The sequence below is a fragment of the Luteimicrobium album genome (assembly GCF_030161555.1).
GTDB lineage: Bacteria > Actinomycetota > Actinomycetes > Actinomycetales > Cellulomonadaceae > Luteimicrobium > Luteimicrobium album.
In genome coordinates this window covers 490264-512464 of sequence record NZ_BSUK01000001.1, presented here as the reverse complement: position 1 = coordinate 512464, position 22201 = coordinate 490264, and the positions used below count along the sequence as shown (strand labels likewise).

General features: G+C 73.7%; 24 protein-coding genes, 3 tRNA genes and 5 pseudogenes. 15 read left to right on the top strand and 17 right to left on the bottom strand.

The window, feature by feature from the left end:
* Positions 1-67: 67 nt before the first annotated feature.
* Entirely contained in the window at positions 68-958 is an 891-nt protein-coding gene (htpX, locus tag QQK45_RS02650) for a zinc metalloprotease HtpX (RefSeq protein ID WP_284291920.1), read from the top strand.
* A gap of 27 nt (positions 959-985) precedes the next feature.
* Positions 986-1750 (top strand): type I methionyl aminopeptidase, encoded by a 765-nt coding sequence (gene map, locus QQK45_RS02645; RefSeq protein WP_284291917.1) that lies wholly within the window; start codon positions 986-988, stop codon positions 1748-1750.
* A gap of 218 nt (positions 1751-1968) precedes the next feature.
* On the opposite strand, the gene QQK45_RS02640 is transcribed toward map, so the two are convergent.
* The 5 genes and pseudogenes from QQK45_RS02640 to QQK45_RS22820 all read right to left on the bottom strand — a co-directional run.
* Entirely contained in the window at positions 1969-2121 is a 153-nt protein-coding gene (locus QQK45_RS02640) for a hypothetical protein (RefSeq protein WP_284291915.1), read from the bottom strand.
* A complete protein-coding gene (locus QQK45_RS02635) occupies positions 2118-3758 on the bottom strand; it encodes a phospholipase C (RefSeq protein ID WP_284291913.1) in 1641 nt (546 codons plus the stop codon). Before QQK45_RS02635 ends, QQK45_RS02640 begins: the two co-directional genes overlap by 4 nt.
* A 34-nt stretch (positions 3759-3792) precedes the next feature.
* The gene (locus QQK45_RS02630) at positions 3793-4029 is read right to left on the bottom strand and encodes a Dyp-type peroxidase domain-containing protein (protein WP_284291910.1); all 237 of its coding nucleotides are present in this window, start codon (positions 4027-4029) and stop codon (positions 3793-3795) included.
* An 80-nt stretch (positions 4030-4109) separates the two neighbouring features.
* Positions 4110-4841: pseudogene (locus QQK45_RS02625) on the bottom strand (Dyp-type peroxidase); the annotation flags it as partial.
* 382 nt (positions 4842-5223) lie between these two features.
* Positions 5224-6072 (bottom strand): annotated as a pseudogene (locus QQK45_RS22820) (imelysin family protein); the annotation flags it as partial.
* A 535-nt stretch (positions 6073-6607) separates the two neighbouring features.
* Here QQK45_RS22820 and QQK45_RS02615 point away from each other — a divergent pair.
* From QQK45_RS02615 to QQK45_RS02605, 3 genes are all read left to right on the top strand, one after another.
* Entirely contained in the window at positions 6608-7003 is a 396-nt protein-coding gene (locus QQK45_RS02615) for a hypothetical protein (RefSeq protein WP_284291906.1), read from the top strand.
* Between the two features lie 39 nt (positions 7004-7042).
* Positions 7043-7465: an organic hydroperoxide resistance protein gene (locus tag QQK45_RS02610; RefSeq protein ID WP_284291904.1), complete on the top strand. Its 423-nt coding sequence runs from the start codon at positions 7043-7045 to the stop codon at positions 7463-7465.
* Between the two features lie 174 nt (positions 7466-7639).
* Positions 7640-8272: a hypothetical protein gene (locus tag QQK45_RS02605; protein WP_284291901.1), complete on the top strand. Its 633-nt coding sequence runs from the start codon at positions 7640-7642 to the stop codon at positions 8270-8272.
* Between the two features lie 30 nt (positions 8273-8302).
* On the opposite strand, the gene QQK45_RS02600 is transcribed toward QQK45_RS02605, so the two are convergent.
* From QQK45_RS02600 to rarD, 6 genes and pseudogenes are all read right to left on the bottom strand, one after another.
* Complete coding sequence (locus QQK45_RS02600; protein ID WP_284291899.1) at positions 8303-9646, bottom strand: hypothetical protein; 1344 nt, start codon at positions 9644-9646, stop codon at positions 8303-8305.
* Entirely contained in the window at positions 9643-10239 is a 597-nt protein-coding gene (locus tag QQK45_RS02595) for a hypothetical protein (protein ID WP_284291896.1), read from the bottom strand. Before QQK45_RS02595 ends, QQK45_RS02600 begins: the two co-directional genes overlap by 4 nt.
* A gap of 79 nt (positions 10240-10318) precedes the next feature.
* The gene (locus tag QQK45_RS02590) at positions 10319-10945 is read right to left on the bottom strand and encodes an NAD-dependent epimerase/dehydratase family protein (RefSeq protein WP_284291893.1); all 627 of its coding nucleotides are present in this window, start codon (positions 10943-10945) and stop codon (positions 10319-10321) included.
* 71 nt (positions 10946-11016) lie between these two features.
* Positions 11017-11274: pseudogene (locus QQK45_RS22815) on the bottom strand (NAD-dependent epimerase/dehydratase family protein); the annotation flags it as partial.
* 1 nt (position 11275) lies between these two features.
* Positions 11276-11770, bottom strand: a complete 495-nt coding sequence (locus tag QQK45_RS02585) for a YajQ family cyclic di-GMP-binding protein (protein ID WP_036953349.1) — start codon at positions 11768-11770, stop codon at positions 11276-11278.
* Positions 11771-11816: 46 nt separating this feature from the next.
* Positions 11817-12830, bottom strand: a complete 1014-nt coding sequence (gene rarD, locus QQK45_RS02580; protein ID WP_284291891.1) for an EamA family transporter RarD — start codon at positions 12828-12830, stop codon at positions 11817-11819.
* Between the two features lie 66 nt (positions 12831-12896).
* Between rarD and QQK45_RS02575 the strand changes: the two genes are divergently transcribed.
* A tRNA-Tyr gene (locus QQK45_RS02575) sits at positions 12897-12978 on the top strand.
* A gap of 57 nt (positions 12979-13035) precedes the next feature.
* On the opposite strand, the gene QQK45_RS21780 is transcribed toward QQK45_RS02575, so the two are convergent.
* The gene (locus tag QQK45_RS21780; protein WP_348525128.1) at positions 13036-13248 is read right to left on the bottom strand and encodes a hypothetical protein; all 213 of its coding nucleotides are present in this window, start codon (positions 13246-13248) and stop codon (positions 13036-13038) included.
* Positions 13242-13778 (bottom strand): class I SAM-dependent DNA methyltransferase, encoded by a 537-nt coding sequence (locus QQK45_RS02570; protein WP_348525127.1) that lies wholly within the window; start codon positions 13776-13778, stop codon positions 13242-13244. Before QQK45_RS02570 ends, QQK45_RS21780 begins: the two co-directional genes overlap by 7 nt.
* Positions 13779-13860: 82 nt before the next feature.
* Between QQK45_RS02570 and QQK45_RS02565 the strand changes: the two genes are divergently transcribed.
* From QQK45_RS02565 to QQK45_RS02545, 5 genes and pseudogenes are all read left to right on the top strand, one after another.
* Positions 13861-13932, top strand: a tRNA-Thr gene (locus QQK45_RS02565).
* Between the two features lie 63 nt (positions 13933-13995).
* Positions 13996-14072, top strand: a tRNA-Met gene (locus tag QQK45_RS02560).
* A 151-nt stretch (positions 14073-14223) separates the two neighbouring features.
* On the top strand, positions 14224-14394 hold the full coding sequence (gene rpmG / locus QQK45_RS02555) for a 50S ribosomal protein L33 (RefSeq protein WP_036953345.1): 171 nt from the start codon (positions 14224-14226) through the stop codon (positions 14392-14394).
* A gap of 65 nt (positions 14395-14459) precedes the next feature.
* Positions 14460-14911: pseudogene (locus tag QQK45_RS02550) on the top strand (FAS1-like dehydratase domain-containing protein); the annotation flags it as partial.
* Between the two features lie 6 nt (positions 14912-14917).
* Positions 14918-15343 (top strand): MaoC family dehydratase, encoded by a 426-nt coding sequence (locus tag QQK45_RS02545; protein ID WP_284294916.1) that lies wholly within the window; start codon positions 14918-14920, stop codon positions 15341-15343.
* Between the two features lie 100 nt (positions 15344-15443).
* Here QQK45_RS02545 and QQK45_RS02540 read toward each other — a convergent pair whose 3' ends face one another.
* Both QQK45_RS02540 and QQK45_RS21775 read right to left on the bottom strand, forming a co-directional pair.
* On the bottom strand, positions 15444-16262 hold the full coding sequence (locus tag QQK45_RS02540; protein WP_348525126.1) for a substrate-binding domain-containing protein: 819 nt from the start codon (positions 16260-16262) through the stop codon (positions 15444-15446).
* Positions 16196-16729 carry a LacI family DNA-binding transcriptional regulator gene (locus QQK45_RS21775; protein ID WP_348525125.1) on the bottom strand — a complete coding sequence of 178 codons (534 nt, stop codon included), beginning with the start codon at positions 16727-16729 and terminating at the stop codon, positions 16196-16198. The genes QQK45_RS02540 and QQK45_RS21775 overlap by 67 nt, the downstream gene beginning before the upstream one ends.
* Between QQK45_RS21775 and QQK45_RS02535 the strand changes: the two genes are divergently transcribed.
* The 4 genes and pseudogenes from QQK45_RS02535 (at position 16667) to QQK45_RS02520 (ending at position 20638) form a co-directional block, all read left to right on the top strand.
* The gene (locus tag QQK45_RS02535) at positions 16667-17557 is read left to right on the top strand and encodes an MFS transporter (protein ID WP_284291888.1); all 891 of its coding nucleotides are present in this window, start codon (positions 16667-16669) and stop codon (positions 17555-17557) included. The genes QQK45_RS21775 and QQK45_RS02535 overlap by 63 nt on opposite strands.
* Entirely contained in the window at positions 17527-18078 is a 552-nt protein-coding gene (locus QQK45_RS02530) for an MFS transporter (protein WP_284291886.1), read from the top strand. Before QQK45_RS02535 ends, QQK45_RS02530 begins: the two co-directional genes overlap by 31 nt.
* Positions 18075-19394, top strand: a complete 1320-nt coding sequence (locus QQK45_RS02525; RefSeq protein WP_284291884.1) for an MFS transporter — start codon at positions 18075-18077, stop codon at positions 19392-19394. The genes QQK45_RS02530 and QQK45_RS02525 overlap by 4 nt, the downstream gene beginning before the upstream one ends.
* Positions 19395-19403: 9 nt before the next feature.
* Positions 19404-20638, top strand: a pseudogene (locus QQK45_RS02520) (UDP-N-acetylmuramate dehydrogenase).
* Here the strand turns inward: QQK45_RS02520 and QQK45_RS02515 are convergent.
* Together QQK45_RS02515 and QQK45_RS02510 are read right to left on the bottom strand one after the other, a co-directional pair.
* Positions 20639-21631, bottom strand: coding sequence for a L,D-transpeptidase family protein (locus QQK45_RS02515; RefSeq protein WP_284291883.1), 993 nt, complete (start codon positions 21629-21631; stop codon positions 20639-20641).
* Between the two features lie 179 nt (positions 21632-21810).
* Entirely contained in the window at positions 21811-22182 is a 372-nt protein-coding gene (locus tag QQK45_RS02510) for a GntR family transcriptional regulator (protein ID WP_284294915.1), read from the bottom strand.
* Positions 22183-22201: the final 19 nt, after the last annotated feature.

The following is a 22201-nucleotide window of genomic DNA, read 5'->3' as shown; positions in this document are numbered from 1 at the left end:
GGCGGGCTGGGTGTCGTCCACCGACGACGCCCAGCCGGCCTTCAGCATGCCCGGGTAGCGTGGGTCCATGGGACACCGTCATTTCAACGGCCTCAAGACCGCGCTGCTCTTCGGCGTGCTGTGGGCCGTGCTCCTGGCGATCTGGGCGCTGTTCTTCCGCAACTCGGTCGGCATGCTGTGGTTCTTCGTGTTCCTCGGTCTCGCCTCGACCGCGTACGGGTACTGGAACTCGGACAAGATCGCGATCCGCTCGATGCAGGCCTACCCGGTCACCGAGCAGGAGCAGCCCGTCATGTACCGCGTGGTGCGTGAGCTCTCCGCGCGCGCGAACCAGCCGATGCCGAAGCTCTACGTGTCGCCCACGCAGGCGCCCAACGCGTTCGCCACGGGCCGCAACCCCCAGAAGGCGGCGGTGTGCTGCACGGAGGGGATCCTCCAGATCCTCGACGAGCGCGAGCTCCGCGGCGTGCTCGGGCACGAGCTCATGCACGTGTACAACCGCGACATCCTCACGTCGTCGATCGCCGCCGCGGTCGCGGGCGTCATCACCTCCCTCGCGCAGTTCCTGCTCTTCTTCGGCGGGGGCGGCGACCGCCGCGACAACAACGGCGGCAACGCGATCGCCGCGATCGCCCTGGCGATCCTCGCGCCGCTCGCCGCGACGGTGATCCAGCTCGCGATCTCGCGCACGCGCGAGTACGACGCCGACGAGGACGGCGCTACGCTGACGGGCGACCCGATGGCCCTCGCGTCGGCGCTGCGCAAGCTCGAGAGCGGCACCCAGGCAGCCCCGCTGCCCGCCGACCAGAAGCTCGTCGACGTCTCGCACCTCATGATCGCGAACCCGTTCAAGGCCGGCGCCGTCTCGAAGCTGTTCTCGACCCACCCGCCCATGGCGGAGCGGATCCAGCGCCTCGAGGCGATGGCCGGGCAGCAGGGCGGCATCACCTACTACTGAGCACCACGACCGACTGGAGCGCACCCTGTGGCACTGAAAACCCCCGGTGAGATCGACGGAATGCGGGAGGCGGGGCGCGTCGTCGCCCGCGCCCTGCAGGCGTGCCGCGACGCGGCCGCCGTCGGCGTGACGATGAAGGAGCTCGACCAGGTCGCGCGGGACGTCATCTTCGGTGCGGGCGCCACGTCGCCGTTCCTGGACTACCACCCGTCCTGGGCGCCCACGCCGTTCCCCGGCGTCATCTGCGCGAGCGTGAACGACGAGGTCGTCCACGGCATCCCCACCGAGTACGCGATCGCCGACGGCGACCTCGTGAGCATCGACTGCGGCGCCACGCTCGACGGCTGGACGGGCGACGCGGCGGTGTCGTTCGTCGTCGGGAACGCTCGGCCCGAGGACCTCGAGCTCATCGCGACCACGGAGCGCGCGCTCGAGGCGGGGATCGCGGCGTCGACCGTGGGCAACCGGATCGGCGACATCGGCTACGCGATCGACAGGATCGCGCGCAAGGGCCGCTACGGCAACCTCGAGGACCACGGCGGTCACGGCATCGGCCACACGATGCACGAGGACCCGTTCATCCCCAACGAGGGTCGCCGTCACAAGGGCGCCGAGCTACGTGCGGGTATGACGATCGCCATCGAGCCCATGTTCATCCTCGGCGGCTCGGGTGCCTACAGGTACGCCGACGACGGCTGGACGCTCTTGTCGCGCGACGGCGGCCGCGCCGCGCACGTCGAGCACAGCATCGCGATCACGGACGACGGGCCCCTGATCCTCACCGCCCTCTGACCCCACCCACCCGGCCCGCGGACGCGGCTTGGACGCCGGCAGAGGCCTGGTCGTCGAGCAAGCAGACATTCTCCCGAGCAAGCGGACGAACGGTGCTTGCTCGACGTGGCATCCGCTTGCTCGGCGTCGGCGTCGGCGTCCGTAACGTCCCGTCGGTACGCGACGACGCCCGGGCCGCCACCGACCCGGGCGCCGCCGTCACGCGGAAGCGGTGACCGTCAGAACCACCGCGGGCAGCCGGGCGAGCCGCGGCCCGACCCGTTCCCCTTGCCGTGGCCGGGCTTCGATGGCTTGCCGTGCCCGCTGCCCTGGCCGTTGCCGTGACCCTGGCCGTGACCGTCGTCGTGCGACGCAGGGACGACGGACTTCACGGCGCCGTCGTCCTTGAGCACGACCTGGGGGCCTTGGCCTTGGCGAAGCTGAACATCGACTGGATCGACCCGGCGGTCGCGTCGAACGACGCGTCGCCGATCCGGCCGGTCTTCCAGTTGTCCTCGACGAACCGCAGGACGGACGCCTGGTTCGTCTGGGTGTGGTCGACGTAGTTCGTCTTCGCGTAGGGCGAGATGACGACGAGCGGCAGGCGCTGGCTGGGCCCGCAGCGGTCGGCGTACCCGCCGGCGACGGTCTTCACCGAGGTGCAGAGCGTCGTGTCACCGTTCGCAGTGTCGTGTGACCCGTTGGCGATCTTCGGGGCGACGTGGTCGTACCAGCCGTCCGAGTCGTCGTAGGCGACGACGATCGCCGTGCTGGACCAGTACGGCGACTTCTGGATCGCGTTGATCTCCTTGACGAGGAACTTCTGCTCGTCGATCGGGTCGGAGTACGACGCGTGGCCGTCCTGGGCCTCGGGGGCCTTGAGGAAGGACACGCTGGGCAGCGACCCGTGGGCGAGCGCCGCGTCGAAGTCGGTCAGGTCGTACTGGTGGTTGGCCTGGTCGGTCTGCCCGATCTTCGCGACCGACGACGGCGCGAGGTGGTGGGGGTTGGCCGTCGACTTGTAGTACGCGAACGGGTTGTGGTGCGGGGAGTAGTCGACGACGGACGCGCCGGCGATGTTGGTCGTGGTGGCGTCGCACTTGGCGTAGTGCCCCGCCTGCCCGTCCCACGTCGTCGTCGGGCGGAAGCCGCCCTGGAACCAGCCCCAGGTGACGTTCTTGGCGTTGAGCAGGTCGCCGATGTTCTTGCCCTGCATGCCGACGAGCGCGTTGGTCGACGTGTGGTCGGCGTCGGCGCAGTCGTCGTAGACGGGGTCGGGGTCGGCGGTGACGGAGCCGACGCCCTTCGCGTCGGGGGACTTGACACCGTACGCGTCGGGGGTCGAGGTCTTCTTGCCCGTCGTCGAGTCGTACGAGATCGCGCCGTGCGTCTGGCCGGAGACCAGGTTGAGGGCGCCCGGCGTCGACGGCCCGAAGGTGGTGTCCCAGCTGTTGTCGCTCATGGCGTAGTGCTGGGCGTAGTTCCACAGGGCGGTGACGGTGTTGCCGTCGTAGTAGTCCATCCCGAGGCCGGGGGCGCCGAACTGGCCGGTGCAGGTGTCCGTGCTCGTGTTCTGCACGAACAGGTTCATGCGACCGTTGTTCTCGGCGAGCTGCTCGGGCCCGTAGTTGTGGTTCTGGTCGCACGTGACGGCCTCGTCGGGCGAGAGGCGGGCCGGCGCGTACAGGTTGGGGTTCTTCGTCAGCAGGCCGGCGGCCTTCACGGTGTCGGCCTTCGGGGTGCCCTGGGCCGCCTTGAAGGTGGTGCCGTCGGTGTTGGCGGCCTGGGGGTAGGTTGCGAAGTAGTGGTCGAACGAGACGTTCTCGTCGAACAGCACGACGAGGTGCTGGATCGGCGTGGTCGTCGACGAGCCCTTCGACCGTGACGACGAGGACGTCGTCGCGGTGCTCCGGGCGCTCGCGTGGTGTCCCGACGCGACGGCAGGCAGGATGCCTCCGCCGGCGAGCGCGAGGCCGGCGATCGCGGCGGCGGACGCGACGGTGCGCGTCCGCTTGGCGAACAGAGCCATGGGGGTGCCTCTCTGTGGGGGATGGGGGCGGTGCTCAGGCGAGCAGCCGGCTGGCGTACCAGTCGTCTGCCGCCCTCACCCCCGGGAGCGCGAAGAAGTAGCCGTCCCCGAAGGGTGAGATGTAGTCGACGAGCGGTTCGCCCGCGAGGCGCTTCTGCACCGCGACGAACTGCCGGTCGAGGTCCTGGTTGAACGCGACGAACACGAGGCCCATGTCGAGGTTGCCGTTGGCGTCGGTGCCGGCGTCGTAGTTGTAGGGGCGGCGCAGCATCCGCAGCCGGTCGGAGCCGGGGAGCGCGGGTTCGCGAGCCGGATGTGCGCGTCCATCTGGATGGCGTCGCCCGTGGGATCGAGCTCCAGGTGCGGGTCGTCGAACTCGTGCGTGCCCGTCAGCGGGGCGCCGGTGTCGCGGCGGCGGCCGATCATGTTCTCCTGCTCGTGCAGCGAGACCCGGTCCCAGAACTCGACGAGCATCCGGATCAGCCGCACCACGTGGTAGCTCCCGTCCGTGGTCCAGCCCGGCTCGACCACGGCGGGCAGCCCGTCGGAGGCGGCCACCTTCCCCGCCTTCGTCCACACGACGTCGCCCATGGCGGTGGCGTCGTTCGTCGAGGGGTTCGCCGTGCCGTCCTTGAAGCCCATGAGGTTGCGCGGGGTGCCGCTCGGTCGGGGCGGGGACGCGAAGCCGTCCTGCCGCCAGCGCACCTGCATCGCCCCGCGGGTCGCCCGGGCGATGTCACGGACCGCGTGCACGACGACGTCCACGTCGTCCGCGCAGACCTGCAGCAGCAGGTCCCCGTCGCAGCGGGCGCGGTCGAGCGCGTCGTCGGGGAACGTGTCCATGGCGCGCAGCCGGCCGGGCTTGCGGTCGGCGAGCCCGTACCGGTGGTCGAACAGGGACGCCCCGACGGACGTGGTGATCGACAGGCCGCCGGGCACCACGTCCGGGCCGAGGACGCCCGAGTCGGCCGGCGGAGCGCCGGGGCCTGCGCCGGCCGGCGTGCCGCCGGTGGTGAGGAACCGGGCCCGGTCGGTGAGCGTGCGGAACAGCTCCTCGAGCTCGGTCCTCGACCCGGCGGTCACGTCGAGCGCGACGAACGCCGCGTGCTTCTGCAGCGGGGTGAGGATGCCCGCCTGGGTGGGGCCGTGGAAGACCACGGACCGGGCGGTGTCGTCGGTCGTGGGCAGGGCCGTGGGCGTCGGGTCCGCGTGGGCGACGCGCGGAGCGAGCGCCCCGAGCCCGACGACGCCCGCCGCGCCCGCGACCGAGCGGAGGAAGGTGCGTCGCCCCAGCCCGGTCGTGGTGGCCGGGTCGGCGGGGCCGAGGTGCGCGGGGCAGGTGGGTGCTGTCGTGTCGGCGTGGTTCACAGGGCCCTCCGGGGTCGGCGAGCGCGGCGACGGTCGCGAGACGCTCGACGCACGTGTCGACCTCCGCGTCGAGGCGCTCGCGCTGCGCGGTGGTGAGGTCGGCGCGGGGCGTCCAGCGACCGTCGTCGTCGTAGCCGCGCAGGGTGTGCTCGAGGGTGGCGAGGGCGTCGTCGACGTCGCTCAGGTCCGCGCCGCGCGCCGAGAGGAGCGGTCGCAGCGCGCCGAGCGGCTGCCGGGTGCCCACGACGCCGGCCTCGATCTCGGCGAGGGTCGTCCCGCTCGCGCCGTCGGCAGCGCCGCTGAGCTGCACCTGGACGGCGTCCTCGAGGATCTCGTGCGCCCGGATCCCCAGGTCCATGGGGTCGACCTGGGCCGCGGGGAAGTCGGCGCGCAGCGAGGCGACGTCCTTCACGAGCGTCCGGGTCAGGGGCCGGACGGCGCTCGCGGGCCGGCCGGCCCAGAGCAGCGCCTCGATCCGGCGGAACCCGGTGAGGTCGTGGTCGGCGAGCGCCGTCGTGCCGGCCGCGGGGAAGCCGTCGATCGCGTCCCCCAGGTCGCCGAACGCGTCGTACGCGCCGCCGAGCGTCCCGTAGGTCGAGTGGGCGGTGAGCCAGTCCCGCCGGGCGGCCGTGAGGTCGCCGCGGGCGACGTCGTCGTCGAGCGTCGTGACCTGGCGGGAGAGGACGGCGAGGTGGGCCGCGACCCAGGTCTCGTAGGTCTTGACGGCGGGGACGAGGTCGGCCCGCGTGATCGGGACGATGCCGGGGGTCGAGGTCGTGCCTGCGGGCAGCGTCCCGGTGACCTTCACGACGGGCCCGAGGACGGGCTCCTCGTCGGCCTGGACGCACACGACCCGGTAGCTCCCGGGCCCGAGCGTCACGTCGCCCGATGCGGCTCCGCCCACCCCGATCGCCTCGAGCTCGAGGTACTCGCGCGCCGTCGTCATGTCCGTGGCGGCGTCGGCGACGACCACGTCCATGCCGCCCGTGGAGGTGTTCCTCGCGTCGAACCGCCAGGTTCCTGCGGTGCCGCCGCCCCACCCGGCGCCGCAGTCGCTCTGCCCGGCGGTCACGCTCGCGGTGCGTGCCGTGGGCGTGGTCGACGGCGAGGCCGCGGCGTCCGCCGTCGACCCGGTGCCGCCCGTGCAGCCGGCGAGCGTCGCCGCGATGGCGCCCGCGGCGAGCAGGGCCGCGACGCTCGTGCCTCGTGCCTGGTGGCGGGGACACGCCCCCGCGTCGTCTGCCGCCTGGCCGGACCGGTCTCGCATGTGCCCTCGCCTCTCCCCTCGGGGCGCGACGGACGCGCTCCCGGACGACCGTACGGACGCGGGGCGGGTGAACAGCCGGGGTTCAGGAAGAGTTCATCGAGGCGTCGCCCGCGCGCCGTCGGACCTACCACGAGTCGTTGCCATGTGCACATGAACCTCACAGGAAGCGGATTCTCGTCGTGCCCGCCGGCGGCGCGGTGCTAACCTCCCCGCCGTGGGACGCAGGGAGATGGACGGCGCCGCGCTGCGCGAGCTCGTGCGCCGGGTGGAGGTGGACTGGCGCGGCGAGGACGTGCCCGACGACGAGCGCGAACGCTTCCGGCGCGACGTCGCCGACCACCTGGGTCCGGTCGTGCGGGCGCGCGTGCTCGAGACCGTGGGCGTGGCCGTGGACGTCGAGGGGGTCGCGATGGTCGCCGACCTCCTGCTCGACGACGGCTCGTGCGAGGACGAGCGCCGCTGGCTCCTGGTTTCGCCGGACCCGTGGGGGTACCTCGCGGACTGGCTCGTCGCCGTCGTCGGACGGTCGTACCGCCGCGCGGACGGCACGCCGCGCGCCCGGGCCAAGGAGCTCCGGCACCTCGAGAAGGCGCTCCGCTCGGAGGCCTGAGCCGGGAAGCCCTGGCACCGCGGATCTGTTCGTACAGGCATGGAGATCCTCTACACGGCATCCGCCCTGTCCACCGGCGACGGCCGCAACGGCCACGTCCGCACCTCCGACGCGACGCTCGACGTCGACCTCGCCGTCCCGAAGGAGATGGGCGGCCCGGGCGGAGGCCTCAACCCCGAGGCCCTGTTCGCCGCCGGGTACGCCGCCTGCTTCCACTCGGCGCTGCGCGGCGTCGCCCGGTCGAAGGGCCTCACCCTCGCGGACGACTCCGTGACCGCCGAGGTCTCGATCGGCCCGAACGGGCAGGGCGGGTACGGGCTCGCCGTCGTGCTGCGCGTCGAGCTCCCCGGCCTGACGGCCGACGACGCCGGGGCGCTCGCGGCCGCGGCGCACCAGGTCTGCCCCTACTCCAACGCGACCCGGGGCAACGTGGACGTGGAGCTCGACGTCACCGTCGGCTGACCCACCCACCCGCCGAGCACGGGGTCTGCGTCCGTCCTGTACCGCGGACGGGCGGACGTCGCGTGCTCGGCGGGCGGCCATCGCGTGCTCGCGGGGCTCGACTCACCCCCGTGGGGGACGCGGTTCACGTTCGCGGGTGAGGTGCGGCGCGTCCCGGGCGACGAACGTCGAGGCATGGCCTCTTCTCTCCCCCTCGTCCGTCCTCCGGCCCTGCCGTGGCGTCGCCTCTGGCACGGTCTGCACGCGCCGGTCCCCGGCGTCCCGCGCTGGGCGCGCGTGGCGGCGCTCGTCGTCCCGCTCACCGTGCTGCCGTCGAGCCTCTGGCGGATCGCGACAGTCACGCTCCACCTGCCGATCACCGACACCTCGATGACGGGTCCGGACGCGCGGGGCACCCTCCCCGCCTGGATGCCGCTCGGGCTGTACGTGGTCCTGCTCTCGATCGCGTCGGAGCTCCTCGCGTTCACCGCGGTCGGGCTCGTCGCGCGCTGGGGCGAGGTCGTACCGCGCCGGGTCCCCGTTCTCGGCGGCCGCCGCGTCCCGACGCTCGCCGCCCTGATCCCCGCGACCCTCGGCGCGGTCGTGCTGACCGCGCTCTGGACCTGGACAGGGGTGTCGCTCGCTCTGGGCCGCGACATCCGGGGCCGGGCCCTCGGCGCCGACTTCCCGCTCGACCCGCACGACTGGCAGGGCGCGGTCGCGCTGGCCGCCTACGTGCCGCTCCTCGCGTGGGGCCCGCTCCTCGGCGCGCTCACGGTCGCCTACGCCCGCCGCCGCTCGTCGGGACGGGTCGGGGCCTTCCGGTAGGGCGGACGTCGGCGGACGAACAGGGCCGCATCAGAACCAGCCACCGACGCCCGCGACGGCGAGCGTCGCCGCAGCGGCCCACCAGACACCGGCCAGCAGCACGAGTGAAGGCCGACGGCGTACGCGTGGAGCGTGCGCGTCGGGGAGCGCTGCGCGCCGGGCTTCGTCGATCCGGTCGCGCGCCTCCTCGGTGGAGCGTGCACCGGCGAGCAGCGCTGCGCCCTCGTCGTCGGCGGCGAACAGGAGCGCATCGCCCGCGCCCTCGAGAGCGTCGTCCAGACGGACCACGAGGGCGTGCTCGTCGGCCACCACCGCGGTGATCTCGCGCCACGGGACGAGCTCGCTCGACCAAGGGCCGCTCGCCACGAGCCCGGCGGGCTTCACGGAGAGCGGCCGAACCCAGGCCAGTGCCCACGAACGTCCGGCGCGCCACAGCAGGCCGACGGGCACGATCAGATGCCACCACCCCACGTCTCCGGCAGCGAAGAGCATGCCGAGCGGGACTGCCGCGAGCCACGCGGCCGGCCACGAGAGCCAGGGTCCCGTCCGTCGGGCGAGGCTCCGTAGGGACGACGTCGCACGAACGGGTGCGGCGTCGGCGTCTCGACGCCTCAGGCCGTCGGCGCTCCGACGACCGGACTCCGGTGCCGGGTCGGCGTCGGAAGCCACGAGGGGTGGCGCAGGCGTCGAAGGGCGGCTGCGACGCGTCGTCTCGATCGGAGCGCTTCCGCGGGTCGTGACGGTGCGGGCTCCTCGCAGCGACACCCACCAGCCGGTTCCGTCGCTCAGGGCCACGGGTCTCGTGTCGTCGCCGAGGCCGACGATCGTCACGGCCGCGCTGTCCCAGGGCGGCGGCGCGAACGACGGTGCGGCGTCGACGTCCTCCGGCGGCTGCCCGTGGCGCGCCACCTCGAGGAGCTCGGCGTCCGTGAGCGACGCGGCGGGCGGCAGGTCGGACGTCACCTCGTCCGCAGGCAGCACGGTCTCACCGAGCGAGCCCGGCACGAGGGGTCCGAGGCGGGCGAACGGTCGCGTCGGGTCGCCGCACGGTGCCACGCTGATCGCGGCATCGTGCCGGCCGCGGGACACCCGGACGAGCCACGCCGGTCCGCCGTCGTCGAGAAGAGCGCGGATCGCGGCGCGCCGCCGTCGCTCGTGCGCGAGCGCGGCGGCGCCGAGGAGCCCGCCTCCGACGAACGGCAGGAGCGCGAGGGTCGGGTCGAAGACGTCGTCCGTCAGCTCGGCCCGCGAGCCGTCGGGGTCGTACCGCACCTGGACGGTCTCCCCGGCCTTCGGTTGACGCGTCGACCACGGCACGGCGTACGTGCGGCCGCCGATCGTCACGTGCGCTGCGTCGTCGTCGGCACTCGTCACGACAGCTGGTGATACCGCGGCGGACCCCGGAAGGACTGCACCGCGACGACGTCGTGGACGTACAGGCCGCCCCCGATCGCCGCGACGACGAGCGCAGCCCCCGCGAGGCCGACCCAGCGCTGATCGAAGGCCAGCAGGACGGAGCGCGCCTCTCCGTCGACCTCAGGCCGCCGCCAGGCGACGGTCCCGACGGGCGCGGCGCGCCCGGCGGTCCGCTGGAGCGCGCGCTGGTGCACGCGCAGGACGACCAGCACCGCGAGCAGGGCGGTCACCACGCACCAGGCGAGCCGCGGCGCGCCATCGTCGAACCCCGCGATCACGGCTGCGGCGACCAGCCCGAGTCGCTCGCCCGCCGGGGGCAGGAGCACGAGCAGCAGGACGGCCGCGACGAGGGCGCTGAGCACGACCGCCTGCGAGAGGGAGGCGATCGAGCTCGCCTCCGCGGCGGTCAGGGCGTCGCTGTCGTCGACGAGGGTGCTCCAGACGATGGCCACGACCACCACGCACGGCGCGAGGATCCTCGAGACCCACCACGGAAGCTGGCGTGCCCACGCGTCCGCGGCGGTCTCGGGCAGGGGCGTCGGGCTCGGCACGGCGGCAAGCGTAAGGCGCGCTCGTGCGGCCGACGGACCCGGGACCGGGTGAAGAACGGCGTGGGTCGTGACGCCCGCCTCAGGAGGCCGACGCGTGGGCCCACGTGTCGCGGACCGTCTCCTCGACGGGTCGGCAGCGCAGCCCGCTCGCGACCGCGCGTCCGATGTCGGTGCTGATCAGCCCCTCGGTCGCAGAGGTCCGCGGGACCCACCCCGGGAGCTCTGCCCAGCGGTCCACGCCGGACTCCTCGAGCTCCGCCCACGAACGCCAGTCGAGGCGTGCCGGTGCCCCGCTGGTGCGGACGGCGTCGGCCGCGGTGGCGTCGACGACGGCGTCGAGCACGCCGCGGGTCGTGGCGTGATCCTCGGGTGCGGCGACGTTCACCGGCCCGCTCACGACGGAGCCGGGCTCCAGCGCCGTGAGCAGCCACGCCGCGAGATCGCGGGCGTCGACCAGGCGCCACGGCTGGTCAGGGTCGCCGGGTGCCACGAGCGTGCCGCCGCGGGCCGCGCGACGCAGCCAGACGGGAAGCCGTTCCGGCTCCTCCCCGGGACCGACGATCAGTGCGCACCGCGCGAGCAGCGCCCGTTCGCCGAACGCGTCGGTCGCAGCGACCTCGCCCCCACGCTTGACCGCTCCGTACTCCGCGTCCCGGACGGTCGTCGCGTCGGCTGCCGGGGCGCGCGTCGCGTGCGTCTCGTCCATGCCGGCGCGGAGCGGGGAGCGTAGACCGCGCGGCTGGAGACGTAGCCGTAGCGTCCGACGACGTCAGCCAGCGCGGTCGCGGCGAGCCGGACGGCGCCCGCCGCCCCGGCCCAGGTGTCCACGACGGCGTCCCACCCGCCGCCGGGTGCCGTCGCGACCAGCCGCGCGACGTCGTCGGGCGCGGTGCGGTCGCCCCGCACGTGCCGCACGCCCGGGGCGACCGGGCGCACGCCGCGCGTGAACGTCGTGACGTCGTCGCCCCGCTCCAGCGCGGCGCGGACGACCGCGCCCCCGACGAACGCCCCGCCCCCGAGGACGAGGAGCCGCACGTCAGCGGTAGTTGACGAACTGCAGCGCCACGTCGAGGTCGGCGCCCTTGAGCAGAGCGATGACGGCCTGCAGGTCGTCGCGCGACTTGCTGGTCACGCGGACCTCGTCGCCGGTGATCTGCGTCTTGACGGCCTTGGGGCCCTCGTCGCGGATGATCTTGGTGATCTTCTTCGCCTGGTCGCTGGCGATGCCCTCCTTGATGGAGGCCTCGAGGCGGTACTCCTTGCCCGACGGCTTGGGCTCCTTGTCGCCCGCGTCGAGCGACTTGAGGGAGATCCCGCGCTTGATGAGCTTGGTCTCGAACACGTCGAGGATCGCGAGAACCCGCTCGGCGGAGTTCGCGACCATGACGATCTTCTCGCCGCTCCAGGAGATCGAGGCGCCGACGTTGCGGAAGTCGTAGCGCTGCGAGATCTCCTTGCCGGCCTGGTTGAGGGCGTTGTCGACCTCCTGGCGGTCGACCTTGCTCACGACGTCGAACGACGAATCGGCCACGGTTGCTCCTCGGGCAGGGTCCGCGCGCCGGCGGGCGCGGGACGGGTCAGGTGATGGGTTCCACCGTATCGGCTGCGGCGTCGTCGGCCCGGGCTGACGGGGCCGCCCGACGGCGCGGGTCGGCGAGGCGGAGGGCGTGCGCCGCGCGCAGCCCGTCCGTCGTGAGGACGACGAGCGCCGCCCACACGAGGACGAACCCGACCCAGCGGGCGACGGGCATGGTCTCGTGGAACACGAGGAGCCCGACGAGGAACTGCAGCACGGGCGTCAGGTATTGGAGGAGCCCGACGACGCGCAGGGGGACGCGTCGTGCGGACGCCGCGAAGAGCAGGAGCGGGACGGCCGTCACGACCCCTGCGGAGGCGAGGGCGAGCAGGTGCCCCGTGCCGTGCGTCGTCATGGTGTTCTCGCCCTGGGCCTGCAGGTAGACGAGGTACCCGATCGCGAGCGGGGTGAGCACCAGGGTCTCGGCGGCGAGACCCGGCGCGGCGGCGACCCGCCCGCCCACCCGGTTCTTCACGAGGCTGTACAGGCCGAACGAGAAGGCGAGCGCGAGCGAGATCCACGGCACGTGCCCGACGCCGACGGTGAGCACGACGACGGCCACGAGCCCGAGCGCGATCGCGACCCACTGGAGCGGCCGGAGCCGCTCGCGGAGCACGAGCACCGCGAGCAGCACGGTCACGACCGGGTTGATGAAGTAGCCGAGCGCCGCGTCGAGGACCTTGTCCTCGAGGACCGCCCAGACGTAGATGCTCCAGTTCACGGCGACGAGCACTGCGCCGAGGCTGAGCGTCAGGAGCAGACGCCGGTCCCGCAGGACCGCTCGGAGCTGGGGGAGCGTTCGGGTCACGACGAGGAGCAGCACGCAGAACACGAGCGACCACACGACGCGGTGCGCGATGATCTCGAGCGGCGCGGCGGGCTTCAGGAGCGGGAAGTAGAGCGGCATCGCGCCCCACAGGAGGTACGCCGCGAAGCCGGCCGCGAGCCCGCGGCGGTGCTCGCGACGCGCGTGCTCGTCCGCGTCGTCCGGCTGCGGGGGAGGGGCGGACGTCACCTCGTGAGCCTACGGCGGGATCGGATTTCTCAGCAGCGCCCGCGTTGGGTATCGTTGGCTCGCCACGGCAGGTTGCCCGAGCGGCCAAAGGGAGCTGACTGTAAATCAGCCGCGTCATGCTTCGGGGGTTCGAATCCCTCACCTGCCACGCTCGGTCGAAGGCCCTGGACCTCATGGTCCGGGGCCTTCGTCGTACCCGGTGCGGTCAGCGCTCCGGTTTCTCCCAGACCGAGACGTGCGACGGGCTCGTCGCGGTGAACGGCGCGCGGTCGAAGCCGGCCCAGCGGTCGCGCAGGCGCAGTCCCGCGAGCTGCGCCATGAGGTCGAGCTCGGCCGGCCACGCGTAGCGGAACGGGACGCTCATGTTGCGTCCCTCGCGCGGCCGGTAGTGGTGCGACCACATCTGCTGCGTCACCACGTCGTACTCGTCGAAGCCCAGGTGCTCGGGCGTGACCTCGAACGGGACGTACCGCTCGCCGAGGGGAGGCGCTGGAGCTGCGGCACCCCGTTCTCGACGACGAAGCACCCGCCCGGCTCCAGGTGCGCCGCGGCGTTCCGGAAGCAGGCGACCTGTCCCTCCTGCGTCGTGACGTTCGCCACGGTGTTGAAGACCAGGTACGCGACCCGGAACGTGCCCGGCACGCGCGTGGAGGTCATGTCGCCGACGGTCACCTGGACCGTCCTCCCCGGGTCGTTGGCGCGCAGCCGGGCGACCATGGCCGCCGACAGCTCGATGCCGTGCACGGGCACGCCCCGGGCGGCCAGAGGCAGCGCGACGCGGCCGGTCCCGACCGCGAGCTCGAGCGCCGCTCCGTCGCCCGCGAGCTCCGCCAGCAGGTCGACGGTCGGCCCGAGCACCTCGGGTGCGGACATCGCGGCGACGTCGGCGTCGTAGGTCGCCGCGACGTCCTCGTCGAAGTGGTTGGGTGGGTCCGTCGGGCTCGTCATCCCTCGAGGCTCGCACCACCGTGCCCGCGGGCGCCCGCGGATTTCACGACGGGGCCCTGCGTCTTGTAGAGTTTTCCGCGCTGCCCCCGTAGCTCAGTGGTAGAGCGCAGTCTTGGTAAGACTGAGGTCATGGGTCCGATTCCCATCGGGGGCTCTGTTGGTGCCGTGCATGCGGCCGTGGGACCATGAGGTCCTCCGGGCGCTGCGGTGCCCACGCGGCGGGGTAGCTCAGATGGTTAGAGCGCACGACTCATAATCGTGAGGTCGCGGGTTCGATCCCCGCCTCCGCTACCACGGAACGGTGTGCTCGCGGCGACGTCGCGCGCGCGGTTCCTTCTGGTGGACGGACCCTCGGGTCCGCGCCGCAGACCTGGTGGTACGACGGCCGGCGTCGTGCCCTGCACAGCACAAGCGCCTTCCGGGGGCGCGAGAGGTGGCACCAGCCATGGCCAGCAAGAGCCAAGACGTTCGCCCGAAGATCACGCTCGCCTGCGTGGACTGCAAGGAGCGGAACTACATCACCAAGAAGAACCGCCGCAACGACCCTGACCGGCTCGAGCTGGCGAAGTTCTGCCCGCGCTGCGGCAAGCACACCTCGCACCGCGAGACCCGCTGACTCTCCGTCGCGATCTCGTAGCACCCACCCGGCGCTGACCCGCCGGCGACCTGCAAGGAGCGCTCGTGCCCGTCAACCCGGAGTACGAAGGCCGTCAGTACCCACCGACCGCCCCGTACGCGGTCGGGCGTGAGAAGCTCCGCGAGTTCGCCGCGGCCGTCGGGTCCACCCACCCCGCGCACCACGATGTCACCGTGGCGCGGGGTGCGGGCTATCCGGACGTCGTCGCGCCCCCACGTTCGCCGTGGTCGTCGCGCAGCGCGCCGAGGCCCAGTACATCGAGGACGACGCCGCGGGCATCGACTTCTCGCGTGTGGTCCACGCGGACGAGCGCTTCACCCACCACCGGCCCATCGTCGCCGGTGACGAGCTCGTGACGGTGCTGCACGTCGACTCCCTGCGGGAGCGTGCGGGCATCACCATGGTGTCGACCCGGTGCGAGATCTTCGCCGCCGACGACGCAGGGAACCCGGGCGAGCCCGTTTCGACGGTCGTGTCGACGCTCGCCGTCCGAGGAGGACGCGTGAGCGCCCCCGTGCTCGCCGACCTCGAGGTCGGCCAGGAGATCGGCACCCGTGAGGTCGTCCTCGACCGCGCCCGCCTCGTCCGTTACGCCGGTGCGAGCGGCGACTTCAACCCCATCCACTGGAACGAGCGCTTCGCGACCGAGGTCGGGCTCCCCGGCGTCATCGCGCACGGCATGCTCTCCATGGGAGTCGCGGTAGCGCTCGTCGAGGAGTGGGCCGGTGACCCGGGGCGCGTCGTCGACTACCAGACCCGCTTCGCGCGTCCTGTCCCCGTGCCCGACCCGGGGACCGCGACGCTCACCGTGACCGGCGTCGTGGGCGCGCTCGACGCCGAGGCCGGGACGGCCCGGATCGACCTCACCGTCGCGCTCGACGGCGTGCGCGTCCTCGCGAAGACCCAGGCGGTCGTGCGGCTCACCTGAGCCGAGCCCTCGTCGTTCTTCTGCCTCCGGCGCTGGCCGTCGACGGCACGCGCCCCCATGCCGAGGTATGCCGGCGGCCGTACTGCTTCGCGAGGGCGGGTCAGCGCGGGGCCGGGCCGGTGGTGGTGCCCACGACGAGCTCGACGGGCAGCATGACGTCCTCGACGTCGTCGCCCGCGACGAGCTGGAGCGCCGAGCGGCCGAGCGCGACGCCCTTCTCCTCGAAGGGCTGCCGCACGCTCGTGAGCTGGACGTCCGCGCCGAGCCAGGGCAGGTCGACGCCGTCGAAGCCGGCGACGGACAGCTCGCCCGGTACGTCGATGCCGAGCTCGCGCGCGGCCAGCAGGACGCCCGCGGCGAGGAGGTCCGATTGGGCGACGACCGCCGTCGGGCGCTCGCCCGCGGGCACGTCGAGGAGCGCGCGGCCGGCGGTGCGCCCGTGCTCGACGAGCGACGCCTCGGTCTCCCACACGGCGACGGGCACGATCCCCGCGTCGGCGAGCCCGTCGAGCCGGTTGCGCGTGGGCGTCTTCTCGACGTCGGCGAGGCGGGCGGCGTCGGCGAGGCCGGTGCGCTCGGGGAAGGTGACGGGGAGCGCGACGACGGCGACGCGCTCGTGGCCGAGCTCGCGCAGGTGCCGGCCGAGCTCGGCGGCGCCCTGGCGGTCCTCGAGCCCGACGACGGGCGCGGCGGGCTTGGCGGTGCCCTCGCCGATCACGACGGGGATGCCGCGGCGGACGAGCGCGTCGTGCGTGGGGTCCTCGCGGCGTGCGCCCCAGACCAGGATCCCGACGTCCATCGCCGCGGAGGCGACGAGCGGGTCGGCGGTGCCGTCGGAGGGCACGGCGGGGATCAGGAGGACGCCCACGCCGTGGGTGCCGAGCTCGGAGACGAGCCCGTCGAGGACCTTGATGGACACGGGGTCACGAAACGTGCGGGAGACGTGGTCGCCGATGACGACACCGACGATCCCGGACCGGCCGGAGCGGAGCTGGCGGCCGAGGGGGAAGGGCCGGTGTACCCGAGCTCGGTCGCGGCGGCGAGGACGCGGTCCCGGGTGGCGTCGGCGATGGGCCCGGAGCCGGAGAACGCGAGGGACGCGGTCGACACGGAGACCCCGGCGAGAGCCGCCACCTCGGACAGCGTGGTGCGACCGCCCTTCGGTGCGTCGGGCGGGGTGTTCGCGCCTGGCTGGGGGTGCGTCGGCAACAGGGTCCTCCGGGCGGGTCGCGGCGCGCGGCGCGCCGTGGTCGGCGGCGTCGGGACCGGCGTGTCCGCTGGTCCGGTTGACGTCGCGGCCAGCGTACCCGCACAATCGACACCATGCCTCGAAACGATTCGAAGCGCGGGCGTGGCATGCGGTTCGAATCGTTTCGACCTCACCATGCACCGCCCGACGCGCTCTGGCCGGCACGGCTCGGCCTGCTCGGCCTCTTCCTGCTCATGGGCCTGACCTTCTCGAGCTGGCTCGCCCGCATCCCGACCGTCAAGGCAGAGCTCGGGATCAGCACCGCCGAGCTCGGCGTCGTGCTGCTCGCCGGCTCGGTCGGTGCGCTCGCGACCGTCGCGGTCGCGGGGGCCGTCGTCGAGCGCGTCGGGGGCCGGGCCGCGCTCTCGACCGCAGCCGTGGTCGCCGCCCTCGCCTACGTCTTCCTCGGGCTCGGCCCGACCGTCGGCTCGGTCGCCCTCCTCACCGTGGGCGTGCTGCTCAACGGCGTCGCGTTCGCGCTGGCCAACGTGCCGCAGAACGTCGAGACCGCGGGCATCGAGCGCCGCCTCGGCCGGACCGTCATCCCGCAGTTCCACGCCGCGTTCTCCGTCGGCGCGGTCGTGGGCTCGCTCCTCGGGGCCGCCTGCGCGGCCGGCGGCGTCCCGCTGCTCGTCCAGTTCGGCGTCACCGCGGCGATCGCCACCGTGTGGCGGTTCCTCACCTTCCCCGTCGTCGTGCACGACACCGCGCGCAAGTCCACCCGCGGACCGGCCGTGCCCGCCCCCGCCACGCCCGACGACGCCCGGCCGCCGCGCCGCGCCCGGCTCGCCGCGTCCCTGGGCGCCTGGCGCGAGCCCCGGACCCTGCTGGTCGGGCTCGTGATCCTCGCGGCCGCGCTCTCGGAGGGCTCGGCGAACGACTGGCTGTCCTCGCCGTCGTCGACGGCTTCGGTCGCACCGAGGCCGTCGGGGGCGTGGTGTTCGGGACGTTCGTGGCGGCGATGACGGTCGTGCGGATCCTCGGGACCCGGCTGATCGACCGCTTCGGGCGGGTGCGCGTCCTGCGCGTGTCCGGCCTCGTCTCGCTCGCCGGCCTGCTCGCGTTCGGGCTCGCCCCGTCGTTCCCCCTCGCCGTCGTCGGCGTCGTGGCGTGGGGCGTGGGTGCTGCTCTCGCGGTGCCGATCGGCATCGCGGCCGCCTCCGACGACCCGCTGCGCGCCGCCGGCCGCGTCTCGGTCGTCTCGTCGTTCTCGTCGCTCGCGAGCATCGCTGCCCCACCGCTGCTCGGGCTCGCGGCCGAGGCGATGGGCGCACGCCACGCGCTCGTGCTCATCGCCTTCGCCATGGTCCTGAGCGTGGGTCTCGCCGCCCAGGTCGCGGCGCCGCGCCGTAGGTCCGACGACGCAGCCCCCGCTAGCCTGGCCGTGTCGTCCCAGGCCGGCGCAGCCCCGGCGGACGCGGCCCCCGAGTCCGTCCCGCCCCACCCCGGGCCTTCCGCCCGCCTGCCCGAGGAGGTCCTCGCGTGAACCAGCCCCGCCCCGAGCCCCGGAGCGCCGCCGACGGCGCGCCCACCGCCGCGCGCATCAGCCACGCGTCGTGGGCCGTCTTCCTGGTCTTCACGCTCAACGGGTTCGCGTTCGCGAGCTGGGCGTCGCGACTCCCGACCGTGCGCGACAAGCTCGACCTCGAGCCCAACCAGATGGGCCTGCTGCTCCTGTTCTCCGCGATCGGCTCGATCTGCGCGCTCCCGCTCGCCGGGCTCGTCGTGGACCGGCTCGGCTCCCGGCGGGCCGTCGAGACGTTCGCCGGCGTGGGTGGCGTGGGCCTGCTCGTCGTCGCGCTGTCCGTCGCGCAGGAGAGCGTGGGCCTGGCCCGCGTCGGCCTGTTCGTCGCCGGGGTCGGCATCGGCGTGTGGGACGCGTCGATGAACCTGCAGGGGGCTCACGTCGAGCAGCAGCTGGGCAAGGCGATCATGCCGCGCTTCCACGCGGGCTTCTCCTTCGGGACGGTGGCCGGCGCGGGGTTCGGTGCCCTCTTCGCCGCGCTCCACGTGCCCGTCCCGCTGCACCTGACGATCGCCGTCGTGGTCGCCGTCGTGGGCGTGCTGCTCGCGGTGCGGCTCTTCCTCCCGGACCCGGCCCACGAGCACGAGCCCGCACGCGTCGCCTCCGACACGACCGGCGACCCCGCGGACTCGTTCCCGACGCCCGGTGCGGCCGGGGACAAGGGCGCCCGACGGCGTCGGGCGCTGCAGGCGTGGACCGAGCCGCGCACCCTGATGATCGGCCTGGTCGTCCTCGGGGCGGCGCTCACGGAAGGCGCGGCGAACGACTGGGTCTCGCTCGCGACCGTCGACGGCTTCGACACGAGCGACTCGGTGGGAGCGGTGGCGCTCGGCGTGTTCCTCGTCGCGATGACGGCGATGCGCCTGCTCGGCACGCCGCTGCTCGACCGCTTCAGCCGCGTCCTGGTGCTCCGCGCACTCGCCGCGTCCGCGCTCCTCGGCGTGCTCGCGTTCGCCCTGCTGCCGCACCTCGTCGGGGCGCTCGTCGGCGTCGCCCTGTGGGGCATCGGGGCCGCGCTCGGCTTCCCGGTCGGGATCTCGGCCGCGTCCGACGACCCCCGTCGTGCGGCCGCCCGGGTGAGCGTCGTGACGACGATCGGATACTCGGCGTTCTTCGTCGGGCCGCCGCTCATCGGGTTCATCGCCCACCACGTGGGGTACCGCCACGCACTGCTCTTCGTCGGCATCCCCATCGCGCTCGGGCTCGTCGTGATGAACGCGGTGCGCCCGCTGCCGGGCGCCGTCGGGCAGGGCACCGAGCCCGCGACCGCCCCGTAGGCTGGTCGGGTGCCCGACTCGCCCGCCGCCCCCGCGGTCTCCGCACTCTCCCGGCCCGACACCCAGCCGACGCTGGCGGACCTCACCACGCTGCGCGTCGGCGGTGACGTCGACACGTACGTCGAGACGTCGACCGAGGCCGAGCTGATCGACGTCGTGCGGTCCGCCGACGACGCCGGCGAGCCCCTGCTCGTGCTCGGTGGCGGCTCCAACCTGCTCGTCGCGGACGAGGGCTTCAGCGGCGTCGTCGTGAAGGACGTGCGCACGGGGCTCCGCGTCGAGTCGGAGGACACGTGCGGCGGCGCGAGCATGAGCGGCCCGGCCGGGCACCCCTGGGACGACGTCGTCGTGCAGGCGATCGACGCCGGCTGGGTGGGGATCGAGGCGCTCTCCGGCATCCCGGGGACGCTCGGCGCCGCGCCCGTCCAGAACGTCGGCGCCTACGGCCAGGAGGTCGCGGGCGTGATCTCGACGGTCCGCGTCTGGGACCGCGGCGAGAACTGTGTCCGCACGTTCGCGAACGGCGAGCTGGGCTTCGGCTACCGCACGTCCCGGCTCAAGCGGTCGATGCACCTGGGCCTGGCGGGGTACGTCGGCGACTCCGACGACGACCCCCGCGCCCCTGGTACCCGTCACCCCGGTACGTGGTGCTCGACGTGTCGATGCAGCTCCGGCTGGGGACTCTGTCCGCGCCCGTGGCGTACGCGGAGCTCGCGCGCCGGCTCGGTGTCGACGTCGGTGAGCGGGCGCCGAGCGCCGACGTGCGCGCCGCCGTCCTCGAGCTGCGCGGAGGCAAGGGCATGCTCCTCGACCCGGCGGTGCAGGGTGGCCGGCTCGTCGGGGAGCCCGACCACGACCGTTGGAGCGCCGGCTCGTTCTTCACCAACCCGGTCGTCCCCGCCTCGGTCGCGGACGACCTGCCGGAGGGAGCGCCCCGGTTCGAGGTGCGGTCCCCGTTGCCCGCCGTGAGCACGGGCCCGAGCCTCGGCGCCGTGGACCCGACGCTCGTCAAGACGTCGGCCGCGTGGCTCATCGAGCACGCGGGCTTCGGCAAGGGGTTCGGGGTCGCGGGCGAGGCGAGCCCGGCGCGGCTGTCGACGCGGCACACGCTCGCCCTGACGAACCGCGGCGGCGCGACCGCCGCGGACCTCGTGGCCCTCGCGCGCGCCGTGCGCGACGGCGTCCGCGAGCGGTTCGGCATCGAGCTCGAGCCCGAGCCGGTGCTGGTCGGCGTCAGCCTCTGATCAGCGGTAGACCGTCACCTGGGTGCCCTGCGGCGCCTTGTTCGTCGACCACACCCAGTCCATCGCGGGATTGGAGATGCGCACGCACCCGTGCGACGCGGGGTACGGCGGCACGTCGAAGCCCAGCCCGTGCAGCGCGATGCCGCCGTTGAAGAACTTGGGTCGCCACATCGTGCCGAGGCCGAGGTTCGACGTGTACATGCCGTCGTGCTGGCGGCCCATCCGGTAGGTGCCGGTGGGCGTGTGGGCGACGTACTGGTGGCCGTCCTTGTCCTTGAAGGGCTTCCCGCTGCCGGACGACGCGTTGAGGATCGTGCTCACGTGGCCGTCGTCGACCATGAGGACGAGCTGCTTGGTGAGGTCGACCTCGATCACGTGCCCGTGGTGCGTGCGCGCCGTCGGGCGTACGCCCTTCTCGATCGCCTGCCGGGTCATCTTCCCGACGACGCCGTCCCGCTGGAGCCCCGCCGCCTTCTGCACGGCCCAGACGGCCTGGAGGGTGGACGGCCCGAACGAGCCGTCGGCCGACGGGAGCCAGTAGCCGGCGTCGAGGAGCTGCTGCTGCAGCTTCTTCACGCGCGCGCCGTGGTCGCCGGACCGCAGGTCGGCGTGCTCGGTGCTCTTCGGCTTGTCCTCGCCGCCCTTGTCCTTGCTGCCCTTGCCGTCGCTCGACGGGGCGGTGCTCGGGGTCGCGCCCTTCGTGGGGCTCGACGTGCTCCCCGTGGTCGGCGTGGGCTCGGTCGACCCGTCGCCCGACGGCGTGGCGTCCGACGGAGTCGCGGAGTCCGTGGGGGAGCTCGACGTGTCCGGGGTCTCGGTCGGTGAGCCGGCCGGGGACGCGGACGTGACGACCGGCGCCTGCGGCGTCGGCGTGCTGCCCGTGCCGCAGCCGGCCGCGACGAGCGCGACGGCCAGACCGGTGGCGCCGAGCGCGATCAGCCGGGCACGGACGTGCCCTCGCGTGGTGCCCGTGCGCGTCGTGGTCGGACGCATGCCCCCTCCTCCTCTTCCGGCGTGCGTCGTGGGCGCAGGCCGGAGACCCATTCTGGTACGGGAGCGGCCGTCTCCCGTGCCACGGCCGCGGCTACGGCCCAGGTGGCACCCGAATCGTTACAGAACGTGCGCAGCGGCGTCCCGGCTCGTCCATGCCCCGCCGGGACCCCGCGGGCGGGTCAACGAGAGCGCAGGGCGGCGCGGACGATGTCGACGACCGCCCCGTCGTCCAGCCCCGCCTCGTGCGCGACGGCGGCCAGGTCGGCCGCCGCGCGCTGCACCCGGGTCGTGACGGCGAGCGCGGCGTCGGCGACGACCGTCCCCGCGCGTCGCCGGGTCACGACGACGCCCTCGGCCTCGAGCTCCCGGTAGGCGCGGGCCACGGTCCCGGCCGCGAGGCCGAGGTCCGTGGCGAGACCCCGGATCGGCGGCAGCTTGTCGCCCGGCGCGAGGCGCCCGGCCTCGACGTGCGCGACGACCTGGCGTCGCAGCTGCTCGAACGGCGGTGTCGGGGAGGCGGGGTCGATCTCGAGTCGCGGGAGGTCGCTCATCGGGGGTCCCTTCGTCTGC

Excerpts from the sequence above, each read along its gene's own strand:
- QQK45_RS02535 (WP_284291888.1), top strand. The coding sequence starts at position 16,667 with ATGCCTCGAAACGATTCGAAGCGCGGGCGTGGCATGCGGTTCGAATCG.
- htpX (WP_284291920.1), top strand. The coding sequence starts at position 68 with ATGGGACACCGTCATTTCAACGGCCTCAAGACCGCGCTGCTCTTCGGC.
- QQK45_RS21775 (WP_348525125.1), bottom strand. The coding sequence starts at position 16,729 with ATGGTGAGGTCGAAACGATTCGAACCGCATGCCACGCCCGCGCTTCGA.
- QQK45_RS02635 (WP_284291913.1), bottom strand. The coding sequence starts at position 3,758 with ATGGCTCTGTTCGCCAAGCGGACGCGCACCGTCGCGTCCGCCGCCGCG.
- rpmG (WP_036953345.1), top strand. The coding sequence starts at position 14,224 with ATGGCCAGCAAGAGCCAAGACGTTCGCCCGAAGATCACGCTCGCCTGC.
- QQK45_RS02630 (WP_284291910.1), bottom strand. The coding sequence starts at position 4,029 with ATGCTGCGCCGCCCCTACAACTACGACGCCGGCACCGACGCCAACGGC.
- QQK45_RS02610 (WP_284291904.1), top strand. The coding sequence starts at position 7,043 with ATGGAGATCCTCTACACGGCATCCGCCCTGTCCACCGGCGACGGCCGC.
- QQK45_RS02510 (WP_284294915.1), bottom strand. The coding sequence starts at position 22,182 with ATGAGCGACCTCCCGCGACTCGAGATCGACCCCGCCTCCCCGACACCG.
- QQK45_RS02605 (WP_284291901.1), top strand. The coding sequence starts at position 7,640 with ATGGCCTCTTCTCTCCCCCTCGTCCGTCCTCCGGCCCTGCCGTGGCGT.
- QQK45_RS02570 (WP_348525127.1), bottom strand. The coding sequence starts at position 13,778 with ATGACGAGCCCGACGGACCCACCCAACCACTTCGACGAGGACGTCGCG.
- QQK45_RS02590 (WP_284291893.1), bottom strand. The coding sequence starts at position 10,945 with ATGGACGAGACGCACGCGACGCGCGCCCCGGCAGCCGACGCGACGACC.
- QQK45_RS02515 (WP_284291883.1), bottom strand. The coding sequence starts at position 21,631 with ATGCGTCCGACCACGACGCGCACGGGCACCACGCGAGGGCACGTCCGT.